The following is a 14,464-nucleotide window of genomic DNA, read 5'->3' as shown; positions in this document are numbered from 1 at the left end:
AGATATGAACTTTCTCGCCGACGATGAACTTCACGGCCGCGGCTCAGCCACGCGCGACGAGCACATCGCCGCCCTCTTCGTCGCCTCACAGCTTCAATCCCTCGGCCTCGAACCCGGCGGAGATAATGGAACCTTCCTCCAGAAATCCGCCCTTCCCGATCCTCTGCCCGCAAGAACCCAGCAACGTATAGCAAAATTTCAGGACGTCCCACGCAAAGAGACTTGGAACGCCGTCGCCGTCCTTCGCGGCACTACCTCACCCAACGAGGTCATCCTTCTCACAGCGCATCTCGACCATCTGGGCATAGGTCCCGCCAACAGCTCCGGCGACACCAACTACAACGGAGCCGATGACGACGCATCCGGCACCACCGCCGTGCTGACCCTGGCCCACATTCTCGCCACAGGTCCACGCCCGAAGCGCACTATCGTCTTCGCACTCTTCGGCTCCGAGGAACTCGGCGGCTTCGGCAACCGCGCGTTCCTTGCCCATCCGCCGGTACCGCTCACCAGCATCGTCGCCAACCTCGAGTTCGAGATGATCGGTCGACCCGACCCGGCAGTACCCGCTGGAACCCTCTGGCTCACCGGCTTCGACCGCTCCAACCTTGGCCCCGAGCTTGCAAAACACGGTGCCCATCTGGTCAACGACCCTCACCCCAAAGAAAACTTCTTCCGCCGTTCCGATAACTACGCGCTCGCCCAGCAAGGCATCATCGCCCAAACCGTCTCCAGTTACGGCCTGCACAAGGACTACCACCAGCCCAGCGACGAGATCTGCACCATCGACTTCACCCACATGACCAACGCCATCGCCTCCATGGTCAATCCCATCCGCTGGCTGGCCGACTCCACCTGGAGACCCGAATGGAACCCAGGCCGCAGACCCGAAGCCAATCCCACGGGCCCAACACCTTAAAAGTCCTGCCGGACGGGCCTCCTGCGCGGAGGGCGGCCACTTCGTGGCGCGTATACCCTGTGATGGCGAGTGAAGGACAGTCGTCCTCCCGTTGGTCGGAAAGAGAGGTGATGCCGACCAACGGGAGGCCCTAATGCAGATCATCCCGCCGAAAAAAGGTACACGAGTCACGAAGTGACCGCCTCGCGCGCAGCGAGCCCGTCCGGCAGGACATATCCTCTAAAAAAGAGAAAAGCGGCCCGCAAAGGGGCCGCTTTTATGTGACTCAATCAGTTACTTATGCACCAACCAGCTCTTCCTTCTTCACAATCTCTTCGATCTTGCGTCCGATAGCCTTGGCAACGCCTTCGCCGTACTTCGGATCGCACTTGTAGAAGTGATTGATCTGCAGGTCCTGAATCCGCGTCTCGACCTGCCCCAGACCGGCCGCGATATTCCCGCACAGCCGCTCCTGCGCATCCGGCGTCATCAGACGGAACAGGTTCCCCGGCTGCGTGTAGTAGTCGCCATCATGCTCGCGATGGTCGTAACGTCCCACGGTCGCCGTGTTGTACGTCACCGGACGCTCAAGATACTTCTTGTCCTGAGTAGGTCCACCAAAGCTGTTCGGCTCATAGTTCGGACCACTGCCGCCGTTCTCGCCGTAACGCATGCTGCCATCGCGGTTGTACGTACTGTATGGGCACTTCGGCTCGTTGATTGGAAGCAGGTTGTAGTTCACCCCGATGCGATACCGGTGTGCATCCGGATAGCTGATCAAACGACCCTGCAGCATCTTGTCCGGCGAAAAGCCCATGCCCGGAGCAACGTTCTTCGGATCGAACGCAGCCTGCTCAACCTCAGCAAAGTAGTTCACCGGATTTCGGTTCAACTCCAACTCGCCGATCTCGATCACAGGATAGTCCGAGTGAGGCCAGACCTTCGTCAGATCGAACGGATTGATGTGATACGTCTCCGCCTCAGCCTCCGGCATAACCTGGATTTGTACCGTCCACTTGGGAAAGTCACCCTTCTCAATTGCTCTGAAGAGATCGCTCTGCGAGTGATCCATGTCCACAGACTTCATGTGGTCGGCCTCTTCGCGATTGAAGTTCTTGATTCCCTGCTTCGTCTTGAAATGATACTTCACATAGAACAGTTCGTTCTTCGCATTGATCAGCGAGAAAGTATGGCTGCCGTATCCGTTCATGTGGCGATAGCCATCGGGAGTGCCGCGGTCCGAGAACAGAATCGTCACCTGATGCAGGCTCTCCGGCGAAAGCGACCAGAAATCCCACATCATCTTCGGCGACTTCAGGTTCGTCTCCGGATCACGCTTCTGAGTATGGATAAAGTCCGAAAACTTCAAAGGATCACGAATGAAGAACACTGGCGTATTGTTGCCCACCAGATCCCAGTTGCCCTCTTCCGTATAGAACTTCAACGCGAACCCACGCGGATCGCGCTCAGAGTCAGCCGAACCTTTTTCACCGCCAACGGTAGACATGCGCAGGAAAGTCGGTGTCTTCTTACCCTTCTCAAACACCTTCGCGGTCGTGTACTTCGCCATATCAGGGTGGGTACAGGTAAACGTGCCATGCGCGGCCGAACCCTTCGCGTGAACCACACGCTCAGGTACGCGCTCACGGTTGAAGTGCGCCATCTTCTCAAACAGAAGATAGTCTTCAAACACGATCGGCCCACGATTCCCTACCGTGATGGAGTTTTGGTTATCGCCAACCGGTCGCCCGGCATCGGTAGTCATTTGCTTGCTCTTCAAGTCTTCTGCCATAAGTCACCTCTTACACTCGTTAGGAAATCGCCCTAAGCCTGCTGGCACTTCGCACAAATGCCAATCACATCCACTGCATACCGCTCCACCAGAAATCCGCCCGGCAGTCTGTCCTGCTTCGACACCAGCCCAGGCTCTTTTTCTCCGATGTCGGTAATCGCCTTACACTTCGAGCACACCATGTGGTGATGCGATTCATCGTTCATCTCCACGCGCAGCGAGCCGTGATGCATGCTCACCTCGCGGAAGACGCCGCTCTCCACAAACAGATGTATGTTTTTGTAAACGGTAGCCAGCGAGATCGCCGGCACCTTCTTCTTCACCTGCGCATAGACCTCTTCCGGACTCGGATGGCCATGCATCGTCTTCATCACTTCGTACAAGACCTGCCGTTGGTGCGTCACCGCGATGCCGTTCTCCCGGCAAAGCTCACGAAACGACTTGGCCTCATTCACCAACATGGACTGAGTATAAACGATAAAGATTATCGTTCAATAAATTTAGTTATCCACAGCAGAAATCGGCCACCGCGACCTAATTCAATCGTTCTGTCTTGCCAAACCGCGAGTCCAAAGGCTTTCTGCCGTCGAAGCCTTCTTCCTCGGTATGCCAGTGAGTAATCGCCGGTTCACCCAGCTTCCAGCAAAGCAGCACCGTTCTCCCATCCATCACGTAAGGAAAGTCCAGCAGCCCCTCCTCGAGGTCTTTCACCTGCACCCCGATCGCGTCGATCTCAGCCAATGTATCCCTGGCCCCCTGAACGGCCTTGTCCCGTTCCGCCCGGCGCCGAGCAGCAACACTCACATCCACATGCATCCCACCAGACAGAAAGATCCTGTGACTCAACTGCTGCATCTCGTACTCAAACTCCGCGGCCCGAGCCTGTCCCTCCCGAGCCTTTCTTAGCAGAGCCTCTACCACTGGCAACAGTGTCTGTGCCTCGCCCAACGTAAACGTCTTACTCAAATCCTGATCTCCAGCATCCTGTCCAGCGCAACGCGCGCCCATTGCTTCACATCATCGTCCACCTTGATGCGATTCACAACCCGTCCCTCAACAAGATTCTCCAGAGCCCACGCCAGATGCTGCGGAGAGATCCGGTACATCGTTGTGCACAAGCAGCCCGAGTCATCGAGCGTAATCACCCGCTTGCCTAATGGAGCAAACCGCTTCCCCAGCCGGTTCACCAGGTGAATCTCAGTTCCAACCGCAAAGCTCGAACCTTCCGGCGCCCGCTCAATCGCCTGAATAATGTGTTCGGTCGAACCCACATCATCCGCCTTCTGGCAAACCTCCCAGCGGCACTCGGGGTGCACAATCACCTGCATCCCAGGCTCCTCCCGGCGCACGCGATCGACATGCTCCGGCAGAAACCGCTGATGCACCGAGCAGTGTCCCTTCCACAAAATCACCTTAGCCGCCTTCAACCGATCCGGACTCAGGCCGCCATTGATCTGATAAGGATCCCAGACCACCATCTCGTTCAGCGGTATCCCCATCGCAAACGCTGTATTCCGTCCCAAGTGTTGATCCGGCAGAAAAAGAATCTTCCCGGCACGCGCAAACGCCCACTCAAAGGCCCCACGAGCGTTCGAAGACGTACACACCAAGCCGCCCCTCTCGCCGCAGAAAGCCTTGATCGCAGCAGCCGAGTTCATATAGGTCAGGGGAATCAATCCACCCGAAGCCTCATCAGTAATCCCCGCGCGCTCCAGCGAATCCCAGCAGTCTTCCACCTGCCCGATCTCCGCCATATCGGCCATCGAACAGCCTGCGTTCAAATCGGGCAGAATTACCTGCTGCCACGGACGCCCCAGCACATCCGCCGTCTCCGCCATAAAGTGCACGCCGCAAAACAGCATGTACTTTGCATCCGTCTCTGCCGCCACCTTCGAAAGCTTGTAGCTGTCGCCGGTAAAGTCAGCAAATCGAATCACCTCATCCCGCTGATAATGATGCCCCAACAAAACAACGTCGGTGCCAAGCTTCTCCCGCGCAGCAGCGATCCGCGCATCCATCGTATGGTCGGGTTGCGCAAGGTAGTTGTCTAAGGAACACGAGTCTGCAACATTCTCCGCCACGGCCTCAGCCGGTGCGATATCCAATAGTCCGTTCAAAGTACTCCGCCTTCAGTCTCGCAAGGTCGTCTGGCAGCGGCTTAGCCGATACCGTCTTTTCGCCTCTGAGACGGGGATGTTGAAAGCATGCACTGCTTGAGTTGCAGTGGATTCACTGTGTCGACTCTTGCAAGCCGACACCCAACCCACGGGGGTGTTGCAACTCCTACCACTTCTCTACTCGCGACCCGTTAGATCGCTCGTTCACAATTAGACGCAATCTGTAATCAGACGATGCGCCTTTCTTCAAACGATCCTGCTGCCCTACACCAGAAATTTTACAACAGTATCAATGCCCTCCATCCATTTGTTCCGTCAACTCGTAAGCCGTATCATGGGACTGACTTATGCCTAGCTTTCAGGACAGCGCCGTCATCTTCTTCCTCGCCCTGCTTCTCTTCGGCCCGAAGAAGCTGCCCGAACTCGCCCGCCAACTCGGCAAGCTCATGGCCGAGTTCCGCCGCGCCTCCAACGAGTTCCGCATGCAGATGGAGGACGAGCTCCGCGTCGCCGACCAGGAGGAACAACGCAAAAAGATCGCAGCAATGGAAGCCGCCGCACCAGTCACACCAGCCATCACCGCCGGCGAAGACACCATCGCACCACCCTCCCTGCCCGAAGCCTCCAGCTCAGACGTCACCCCCGAGCGCATCGCCCAGCTGACTCAGGAACTGGTAGAAGACCACCCCCACATGCCACCCCCGCCCTCCACGCCTCTTCCTATCGCAACCTCCGGTGACCTCAATCTCATGCCCCCATCCACCGGTCTTCCTATTAGCAACTCGGCCCTCTCGCCCGTCCTCGACGCCATCCCCCACACGCCTGAATCTGAATCGACGGCCGAAGTAACCGCCAGCGAGGCCACCCAACATGGCTGATCTCGTCGACAGCGTCCGCGCCGCCGTCACCGACCGCGCCGAGCTCCCCGGCATGAGCCTGATGGAGCATCTCACCGAGCTCCGCAAGCGCCTCATCCACTCCACCATTTATCTGCTCATCGGATTTGCCGTCGCCTACGCCTTTCACGAGCGCCTCTATGGCTTCGTCCAGAAACCCCTCGACGACCTCCATATCGCCCTCAACTTCACCCATCCCACCGATGGCCTCAACCTCTACCTCAAGACCGCCCTGCTCGGTGGCGCGATCCTCGCATCTCCCTTCATCCTCTACCAGCTGTGGCTATTCATCTCGCCCGGCATGTATGCCAACGAGAAGCGTTACGTTGTCCCGTTCATGGCTGCAACCATCGGGCTCTTCCTCGCTGGAGCATGGTTCGGCTACCACTGGGTCCTTCCCGGCGCCATCAAAGTCCTCGTCCTCGACTTCGGCAAAAAATTCAACCCTATCCTCACCATCGAGGACTACACCCAGTTCTTTCTTGCCGTAATCCTCGGCCTGGGCATCTGCTTCGAACTGCCGATCCTCATATTTTTTCTCTCCCTCTTCGGCATCGTCGACGCCAAATTCCTGCTCAAACACATCCGCTACGCGATCCTCGTCATCTTCCTCATCTCGGCCATCATCTGCCCGCTGCCCGATCCCTTCAGCATGATCCTCTTCGCCAGTCCCATGCTCGTGCTCTACTTCCTCGGCGTGGGTGTCGCCTATTTCGTTCACCCCTCGCGTCGCAAAGCCAAAGAGGCCAATAAAGCCGCATGACCCTTCTCCCGAATCTGCGCTCTCAACATCATTGCTGCGCCACAAAACCGAGTTCCCCAGGTCTGAACTCTAGGACCGGGGTTCTCTCATCACAGCATCCGCGCCATCGATCCCTCGTCTTGGCGATATTTTTCGTCCTTCTCGGGCCAATCGCCCACGCCCAGAAAACCGCCACCACGCAGTTCAGCGGACAAGCCGCCTACACCCTCACCAAGCAACTCCTCGACGTAGCCCCCAAGCGCTTCAACGGCTCCCCCGGCCACGCCAAAGCCGAAGAATTCCTCAAACAGCACTTCGCCCCCGAAACCGCCAAAGGCAACTTCGTCGCCGACACCTTCACTGCCACAACCCCCGCCGGTCTCCAGACGATGACCAACTACATCGTCAAATATCCTGGCAAAAAAGACGGCATCATCGTCCTGGCCTCTCACTACGAGACGAACTACCCCCTCCGCGATATCAACTTCTACGGAGCCAACGATGGCGCCGCCACCTCCGCCCTGCTCATCGAGATCGGCACCATCCTCCGCGCCCATCCCCCCGAAGGCTACTCCGTCTGGCTCGTCTTCGACGACGGCGAAGAGGCGGTCAAAACCTGGTCCAACTCCGACTCTCTCTACGGCACCCGCCACCTCGCCGCAAAGTGGTCGCAGGACGGCACCCTCGCCAAAATCAAGGCCTTCCTCGTCGCCGACATGATCGCCGACAAGGACCTCAACATCGACTACGTAGAAAACTCCACCCCATGGCTGCTCGACCTGCTAAAAGTCGCCGCCAAAAACACCGGCCACTCCGCCTACATCTTCAAGTATCGCGAAGCCGAAGAAGACGATCATCTACCTTTTGCAGCGCGCGGCATCCCCGTCCTCGATCTGATCGACGCCCACTACGGCCCCGTCACCGACGCCATGCCCGACGGCTACCACCACACCGACAAGGACACCCTCGACAAGATCAGTGCCCACTCCCTCCAGATCTCCGGCGACATCTTCCTCGAGATGATCCGCTTAATCAACCAGCGCCCGTAAACGATAATGTCCTGCCGGACGGCCTCCTGCGCGGAAGCGCGGTCACTTCGTGACTTGTATACCTTGCGTCGCTAAATCGGAAGGCATGCGTTCTCACGCTGGTCGAATGAGAATTTTTCCCCCGACCAGCGGGAGAACCCATGCAGCCCTACTCGGCAAGCAAAGATATACGCGTCACGAAGTGACCGCTCCGCGCGAAGCGGGCCCGTCCGGCAGGACCGTCTTTACTTGGTGCAGCTCTTTCCGTGGTCCCCGTGCGCGCCTTTAGCCTTCGCATCGGCCTCGGACATGTAAGCCCCTTCCTTCGTCTTCCCGTAAAAATCCGTCCCGTAGCAGTGGTAGACGTTGCTCGACGTATTCACCCACACCAGGCCGGGACCACCGCCCGCAGCCTGCGTACGAGCCGCCGCCTTCTGCGATGGAGACATCTTCCCTGATGTCCCGCCCGACGAAGCCGGAGCAGAAGCCGCCGCAGCCGGTGCGGACGACGCCGCAGCAGCAGGTGCAGAAGCCGCAGTAGCTGGAGCTGTCTTAGCCGCAGCAGCGGGTGCCGTAGCAGCCGCAGTAGCCGGTGCCGTAGCCGCATACCACTCCTTCACTCCTTGGTGGCCTCGACATGCCCCCTGTTTACTCGCGGCCGTCGAATAGGTTCCGTCCTTGCACATCCCCGTAGATCCCGCCGGTGGCGCTGCCTGGGCCACAGCCAACTGTGTACCGACCAGCCCTGCCGCAACCGCCATCAAACAGATTGCAATCTTCATAAATACTCCCGATGATTTAAATTTAGGTGGCCCGAATATCGCCAAATCCTACCCCATCCGGCCTACCCTGTCATCAAAAACCCCGAAAAACGGTATCACCCCCCCAAAAACAGGCCCAATTGTGACCCAAACGAGTTACAAACTACTGCATTCGAGGGATGGCACCTGGCTAATGCTCCCCCTAGTCTTGGCCGATAGGAGGGACCATGCAGACACCATCGTACGCAGACATACACAACCGATACAGAGAACTAACCACCCGCACCGCTCGTCAGAACAATGCAGACGGCTTCCTCGAGACCCATCACATAGTCGATATCGCGCGCAGCCTGTTCCTGTCCTCCCTCCTGTGGATGGCGCTCGCAATTATCGTCTACACGGTCTATTCGATGGTCGCTGGCGCACGCTAGCCAGTCGTCCATCATGGCAAGGCCGTAAGCTGCGGCTGCCGAAAGCTCCGTCAAACCCTCCCCAGACGAGCCCCGGCAACACCGACGACCCCCCGATCAGCCCCGCACTGTAGCATCCAAAAGAGATGCTCGACGCGACCCCCATCAGCCACTGGATAGGTTTTCACCTCTTCATCCTCATCCTCCTCGGGGCCGAACTACTCTACGTGCGCCACCGGGGCCCCTCCAAAACTCAATCCACCTCGGTCGCCGCCACCATCCTCTGGATCGCCGCCGCCCTCGCCTTCGCCCTCTTCCTCTTCCGCTCCATGGGCGGCCAATCCGCCACGCAATACCTCGCCGGCTACGCCATCGAAGAGTCGCTCTCCGTCGACAATCTCTTCCTCTTTCTCCTCCTCTTCCGTGTCTTCAAGATCGAGCCCGCCAATCAGCCCAAAGCCCTCTTCTGGGGCGTCCTCGGCGCCATCCTCATGCGCGGAGCCTTCATCGCCGCCGGCCTCGGCCTCCTGGCCCGCTTCGAGTGGGTCAGCTACGTCTTCGCCGCTATCCTGCTCATCGCCGCCATCCGTCTCGTTCTCCCGGGCGCCGAAAAGCCAAAAACCGAAACGCCCCGCTGGATCGCCTGGCTCTCCCGCCTCCACCCCGTAAGCCTTCGTCAGGACAAGTTCTTCGTCTTCGAGAGCGGCCAACGCATGATCACAGTCCTCTTTCTGGCCTTGATCGCCATCGAACTCACCGACGTCGTCTTCGCCCTCGACTCCATTCCCGCCGTCCTCTCCATCACTCGCCACCCGTTCCTCGCTTACACCTCGAACATCATGGCCGTCATGGGTCTCCGATCGCTCTACTTCCTTCTCGCTCACCTGCTCGCCAAGCTGCGTTTTCTCCACTTCGGCCTCGCCGGAGTCCTTGCCTTCGCCGCCTTCAAGATGCTCGCCGTCCACTGGATTGAGATCGGCCCTCTGCTCTCGCTTGCCACGATCGTTACCATCCTGGGAATCACCATCGTTCTGTCGCTTCTCTCGAAAGCGACCAACCAGCAATCCTGAACCGTTCGCTTTAATCTGCCGCAAATCCATCCTAGGAACTCAAACGGTATCGATCGCAGGAGAAGCCTACAAATGAGGCAACATTTGCCTATCTCGTATGGAAAAAGAGTTTCCTCTCCTTTGGAGCAGAAGGTCGAAACCTCGAGTTAATTCATAAACTTTGAATCCATCTTCAATGCGAACTCCTTATCGGGGATCCGGAAACTCCCCCTAAAAAATGCCGGAAGAGTCCCACCTCTCAAATTCTTCTACAAAGTGCTGAGCAATATACGAAGCGCACGAAAGCCTAACTAGGACTGAAGTTGTCGGATATCAATTTATTGTGTAAAAAAGACTTAATGTCCTCTTCCCATACCCTTTTGAAGTACACCAAGCTCGTTCACCTCTATCTCGGTGTCTTCATTGCACCTGCCCTGCTCTTCTTCGCCTTCACCGGAGCGCTCCAGACCTTCAGCCTCCACGAAACCGCTCGCGGCAGCAGCTACAAGCCACCCGCCTGGGCCGTCACGCTGGGCCAGGTCCACAAGAAGCAGACCACAATCGCTCCAGCAAGAAAATTCCCGCCGCCGGACAGGTCTCCAGACAGATCACCAGACAGGCCTTCAAACAAAAGCGGCGACACTCAGCCTGAAAAATCCCCATCTGCCGCCACAGAGCCGGCGCAAAGCCTGTCGCCCCAATCATCGGACACACCCGCGCCAAAGCCGCACAACGCGCTGCCCCTCAAGATCTTCTTCCTTCTCGTCTCCATAGGTCTGTTCATCTCGACCATCTCAGGCATCTACATGTCCTACAAATACATCCGCCGCAGAGGTCTGATCACGATCCTCCTGATCGCCGGTGTCGTTCTTCCCGTACTTCTAACCGTTTTTTAGTCACGATCCGTGCTTTACCGAAAAGCTCCAGAGTCGGAGCAGCTCTGGGCTCCAGCTCCCGTTGTTCACGGCCACTCGCCCATCGCAAAAGAAACACCAGCACCATCACCGCAACGATGCCGCCCCCAAATAGTCCGGCCATAGCCGCCGCCAGCGCCACAGGGCCACCATGGAAGAATCCGTTCACCCTGACATCCGCAATCTTGCAGTAGATCGGCACCGCAACCACGCAAAAACTCAACATCGCCCCGACAAGCGATGCAACCAGTTGCTGAAGACCCCGTCCCCGACTCAAGCCCAAACCTCCTTTCACTCCCAATCTGTACCCACAACAACCATCCCCATCTCAAGCAACAAACTCTAGCCTCCCCTCCTGCATCACCGAGTGCTTCGCAACCTCCTCCCGCAGAGGAAAATCATTTCGGAAATGCGCTCCCCGGCTCTCCTCCCGCCCCAGCGCCGAAGCCACGATCAACTCCGCCACGACATGCAGATTCCTCGCCTCCACCGCCCGCCGGGTCAACCCCTTAGGCATAGCCGCCGCCAACGCAACCAGCCCGCGCTTAGCCTGCTCCAAACCACCCTTATCCCGCAGCAGCCCGGCATCCTTCCACATCAGATCGCGCAGCTCCTTGATCCATCTCTCTGTCGCCGCCTCAGGCGTCACACCCCCACTCGCAGCCACCACCGAAGCGCTAGCATCAAGCTCGGTCAACGACGTCTCCGCAACCATCGTCTCTGCCGCCAGCGCACCAAACACCAGCCCCTCCAGCAGCGAGTTGCTCGCCAGCCGATTCGCTCCATGCACCCCCGTGCACGCCGCCTCACCCGCCGCATACAACCCCCGCAGCGTGGTCCTCCCCTGCACATCCGTCCTTACCCCACCCATCAGATAGTGTGCCGCCGGCCGCACCGGAATCAGATCCCGCCCCAACTCCAGCCGATACCTCGCCAAAAACTTCGAGATCCCCGGAAACCGCGTCTGCAAATCTCTTGCAGTCGGACTCGAAGCCACATGCCGCATATCCAGATACACCGGCCCGTCCATCCCCTCCCGTGTAATCGCCCTCGCCACCACATCTCGCGGAGCCAGTTCCAGCAGCGGATGATACCGCTCCATGAACCGCTCCCCCTTCGCATTCACCAGGTAAGCGCCCTCACCCCGCAGCGCCTCACTCAGCAAAAATCGCGGCGCCCCCGGCTCGCTGAAAGCAGTCGGATGAAACTGATAAAACTCCATATCACTCACCGCTGCTCCAGCCCGATAAGCCATTGCGATCCCATCCCCCGTAGCCACCGCCGGGTTCGTCGTATCGCTATAGACCTGTCCCGCCCCACCGCTGGCCAGCAACACAGCCCCGGCCCGAACCACCCTCAGCCCACCCTCTCCATCCAGCAGCGTAGCCCCCACTACGCGCCCACCCTCAACCATCAGATCCACACTCGTAGTCCACTCCATCAACTCTATCGACCTCCCGTCGTTGCCAGCCTCCCGCACATGCCGCAGCAGCGACACAGCAATCTCCTTCCCCGTCGCGTCCCCATTCGCATGCAGAATCCGCGACAGGCTATGTGCTCCCTCACGCGTCCGCATCAGCTCCCCGCTATGTTCCTTCTCGCCCTCCGGATACCGATCGAACGCTGTCCCCCACTCCAGCAGCTCCTCCACACGCTTCGGCCCCTCGGTCACCAGCACCGCCGCGGCCTCACGATTCACCAGCCCATCACCGGCCGCCATCGTGTCTTCCAAATGCAGCGCGACATCCTCGTCGCCCCCCATCGCCACTGCAATCCCGCCCTGCGCATAAGCCGTATTCGACTCAGCCAGCTCTTCCTTCGTCACCACCAGCACCGTGCCCGTCTCCGCCAACCGAATCGCCGCGCTAAGCCCCGCAATCCCTGCCCCAATAACCAAAAAGTCAACCCGTTCCATAAGTCGATGCTACCGGAGTTTAGAAGAGGATGTCCCGCCGAACGGACACAGCGCCAACGACGCGGACGTTTTATCGTGTCCAATCAAATCACACCTCGTCCTTCCGACCAACGGGAGGACCAAAGCAACTCACTTACAGAGAAAAGGTACACAAGTCACGAAGTGACCGCCCTCCGCGTAGGAGGCCCGTCCGGCAGGACTCAATCCATGCGATACGATGAAGACACCGTGCCTGTCATCCCTGTCAACACGCCCTCCGCAACCTACGACGTCACGATAGCCCCAGACCTCCTCCGCACCCTCCACCCTCGCCTCCGCAAACTGAATCCCGGCAAACCCTTCCGGCCATTCGTCGTCACCTCGCCCAACATCTGGGCCCTCTGGTCAAAGCCCTTCCTCTCCAGCTTCAAAGAACCCCCAACCGTCCTCTTCCATCCCGCAGGCGAGCGCTACAAGCGCCTCGCCAGCGTCGAATCCCTCGCACAGCAACTAGCCATCGCCGGAGCCGACCGGGACGCCCTCCTCCTCGCCTTCGGTGGCGGCGTCATCGGAGACATCACTGGCTTCCTCGCCGCCATCTACATGCGCGGCATCCGCTACGTGCAAATCCCCACCACGCTCCTCGCCCAGGTCGACTCCTCCATTGGCGGCAAAACCGGCGTCAACCTCGCGGCAGGCAAAAACCTCATCGGCAGCTTCCACCATCCACAAGCCGTCTTCGCCGACACCAACCTCCTCCGCACCCTCCCCCCCGCGGAACTTCGCGCCGGCCTCCAGGAGTCCATCAAAGCCGGAGTTATCTACGACGCGAAGCTCTTCCGCTACATGGAACAAAACGCCGAAGCCATCCTGAACACAAAAAAGAACGCAGACCCGACAGCATTAGCGAAAGTAGTAGCCGCCTCAGTGCGAGTCAAAGCCGACGTAGTCAGCAAAGACGAAAAAGAATCCGGCCTCCGCATGATCCTCAACTTCGGCCACACCATCGGCCACGCCATCGAAGCCGCCACCAACTACAAGCAGCTCCTCCACGGCGAAGCCGTAGCCTGGGGCTCGATCGCCGCCCTCAACGTAGCCATAGCCCGCAAAGCCATCAAGTCCAAAGAAGCCGAGCGCATCACAAAACTCATCCTCTGCTACGGCCCGCTTCCCACCTTCAAAGCAACCGCCGAAAACCTAGTATCCCTCACCAGCCGCGACAAGAAGAACCGCAGCGGCATCCGCTCCTTCATCCTCCCCACCGCCATCGGCCACACCGAAATCGTCCGCAACGTCACCGAACCCGAACTCCTGGCCGCCACCGAATCCATGCTTACCTTCATGCGTAGAGCCGACAGAGACCAAGAATTTGGCTAGAGCCCACGATCTTTGTTGAGCCATTCGCGCCTGTTCCAATGCGTCGAAACACCTGCTAGCCCTTCAAAAGCCATCAATGGATCGTCCGATTGAACAAGTGTGATGAACCGCCGGCCACGCAGGAGAAAGTAGCGTGAACATTCAGCGAGAATGTCGAGGACAGTCTCAGCGGCTCGAGTCTCAAGGTTCTTTAATGCTAATCCCGCGTTGCGCGCGTACAAGTCATAAGAATCGAGGATGATTGCTAAGCCACTGTCATTAGGAACTTCAACATCCCAAAGACAGTCTCTAAGGGCGTTGAAATTCCGCCCGTAATAAGCGGGAAAGGAAAGAACCTCTCCAAAACTCTCGAGCATCATGGCTTCAGACGTCCACGCTTTGCAATCGATCCTATAAACGCGATAGCCGCGAAGTCGCAGCCATTGCAGGTCATCATTTAGGTATTTACGATTTCGATACATGGAGATACCTCCATAGAGGAGAATCTCCCAATCCAGAGTCTTGTCTACTTCGTTTTCCGTGAAGGCAGCCATAGCAATCAGTCTACTTGCCCTGGAAACCAACCTAATCAGCATTCGCGATTAAC

General features: G+C 58.3%; 15 protein-coding genes. 8 read left to right on the top strand and 7 right to left on the bottom strand.

Annotation, left to right across the window (positions count from 1 at the left end):
* Positions 1–4 precede the first annotated feature (4 nt).
* Positions 5–919 (top strand): M28 family peptidase, encoded by a 915-nt coding sequence (locus HDF12_RS07830; protein WP_179581969.1) that lies wholly within the window; start codon positions 5–7, stop codon positions 917–919.
* Positions 920–1,196: 277 nt separating this feature from the next.
* Here HDF12_RS07830 and HDF12_RS07825 read toward each other — a convergent pair whose 3' ends face one another.
* From HDF12_RS07825 to nadA, 4 genes are all read right to left on the bottom strand, one after another.
* Positions 1,197–2,690 carry a catalase gene (locus HDF12_RS07825; protein WP_179581968.1) on the bottom strand — a complete coding sequence of 498 codons (1,494 nt, stop codon included), beginning with the start codon at positions 2,688–2,690 and terminating at the stop codon, positions 1,197–1,199.
* Between the two features lie 32 nt (positions 2,691–2,722).
* The gene (locus HDF12_RS07820; RefSeq protein ID WP_179581967.1) at positions 2,723–3,151 is read right to left on the bottom strand and encodes a Fur family transcriptional regulator; all 429 of its coding nucleotides are present in this window, start codon (positions 3,149–3,151) and stop codon (positions 2,723–2,725) included.
* Between the two features lie 73 nt (positions 3,152–3,224).
* Entirely contained in the window at positions 3,225–3,656 is a 432-nt protein-coding gene (locus tag HDF12_RS07815; RefSeq protein ID WP_179581966.1) for a DUF2203 domain-containing protein, read from the bottom strand.
* Positions 3,653–4,807 carry a quinolinate synthase NadA gene (gene nadA / locus HDF12_RS07810; protein ID WP_257025414.1) on the bottom strand — a complete coding sequence of 385 codons (1,155 nt, stop codon included), beginning with the start codon at positions 4,805–4,807 and terminating at the stop codon, positions 3,653–3,655. The genes HDF12_RS07815 and nadA overlap by 4 nt, the downstream gene beginning before the upstream one ends.
* Before the next feature lie 347 nt (positions 4,808–5,154).
* Between nadA and HDF12_RS07805 the strand changes: the two genes are divergently transcribed.
* From HDF12_RS07805 to HDF12_RS07795, 3 genes are all read left to right on the top strand, one after another.
* A complete protein-coding gene (locus HDF12_RS07805) occupies positions 5,155–5,685 on the top strand; it encodes a twin-arginine translocase TatA/TatE family subunit (RefSeq protein WP_179581965.1) in 531 nt (176 codons plus the stop codon).
* A complete protein-coding gene (tatC, locus tag HDF12_RS07800; protein ID WP_179581964.1) occupies positions 5,678–6,466 on the top strand; it encodes a twin-arginine translocase subunit TatC in 789 nt (262 codons plus the stop codon). The genes HDF12_RS07805 and tatC overlap by 8 nt, the downstream gene beginning before the upstream one ends.
* Positions 6,467–6,585: 119 nt before the next feature.
* Complete coding sequence (locus tag HDF12_RS07795) at positions 6,586–7,494, top strand: M28 family peptidase (protein ID WP_218892328.1); 909 nt, start codon at positions 6,586–6,588, stop codon at positions 7,492–7,494.
* Positions 7,495–7,718: 224 nt separating this feature from the next.
* On the opposite strand, the gene HDF12_RS07790 is transcribed toward HDF12_RS07795, so the two are convergent.
* On the bottom strand, positions 7,719–8,255 hold the full coding sequence (locus HDF12_RS07790; protein ID WP_179581963.1) for a DUF3761 domain-containing protein: 537 nt from the start codon (positions 8,253–8,255) through the stop codon (positions 7,719–7,721).
* Between the two features lie 206 nt (positions 8,256–8,461).
* On the opposite strand from HDF12_RS07790, the gene HDF12_RS07785 reads away from it, so the two are divergent.
* The 3 genes from HDF12_RS07785 (at position 8,462) to HDF12_RS07775 (ending at position 10,589) form a co-directional block, all read left to right on the top strand.
* The gene (locus HDF12_RS07785; RefSeq protein WP_179581962.1) at positions 8,462–8,665 is read left to right on the top strand and encodes a hypothetical protein; all 204 of its coding nucleotides are present in this window, start codon (positions 8,462–8,464) and stop codon (positions 8,663–8,665) included.
* 125 nt (positions 8,666–8,790) lie between these two features.
* Positions 8,791–9,714, top strand: coding sequence for a TerC/Alx family metal homeostasis membrane protein (locus HDF12_RS07780; protein WP_179581961.1), 924 nt, complete (start codon positions 8,791–8,793; stop codon positions 9,712–9,714).
* 338 nt (positions 9,715–10,052) lie between these two features.
* Positions 10,053–10,589: a PepSY domain-containing protein gene (locus HDF12_RS07775; RefSeq protein ID WP_179581960.1), complete on the top strand. Its 537-nt coding sequence runs from the start codon at positions 10,053–10,055 to the stop codon at positions 10,587–10,589.
* Between the two features lie 346 nt (positions 10,590–10,935).
* Here the strand turns inward: HDF12_RS07775 and nadB are convergent, their stop codons facing one another.
* Entirely contained in the window at positions 10,936–12,522 is a 1,587-nt protein-coding gene (gene nadB / locus HDF12_RS07770; protein WP_179581959.1) for an L-aspartate oxidase, read from the bottom strand.
* A gap of 207 nt (positions 12,523–12,729) precedes the next feature.
* Between nadB and aroB the strand changes: the two genes are divergently transcribed.
* Positions 12,730–13,878 carry a 3-dehydroquinate synthase gene (gene aroB, locus HDF12_RS07765; protein ID WP_179581958.1) on the top strand — a complete coding sequence of 383 codons (1,149 nt, stop codon included), beginning with the start codon at positions 12,730–12,732 and terminating at the stop codon, positions 13,876–13,878.
* Here aroB and HDF12_RS07760 read toward each other — a convergent pair.
* Positions 13,875–14,411, bottom strand: coding sequence for a barstar family protein (locus HDF12_RS07760; RefSeq protein WP_179581957.1), 537 nt, complete (start codon positions 14,409–14,411; stop codon positions 13,875–13,877). The genes aroB and HDF12_RS07760 overlap by 4 nt on opposite strands.
* Positions 14,412–14,464 lie beyond the last annotated feature (53 nt).

This window comes from Tunturiibacter gelidiferens, from assembly GCF_013410115.1.
Classification (GTDB): Bacteria; Acidobacteriota; Terriglobia; order Terriglobales; family Acidobacteriaceae; genus Edaphobacter; species Edaphobacter gelidiferens.
The sequence above is the reverse complement of the archived record's forward strand: the minus strand, read 5'-3'. Positions and strand labels throughout refer to the sequence as shown.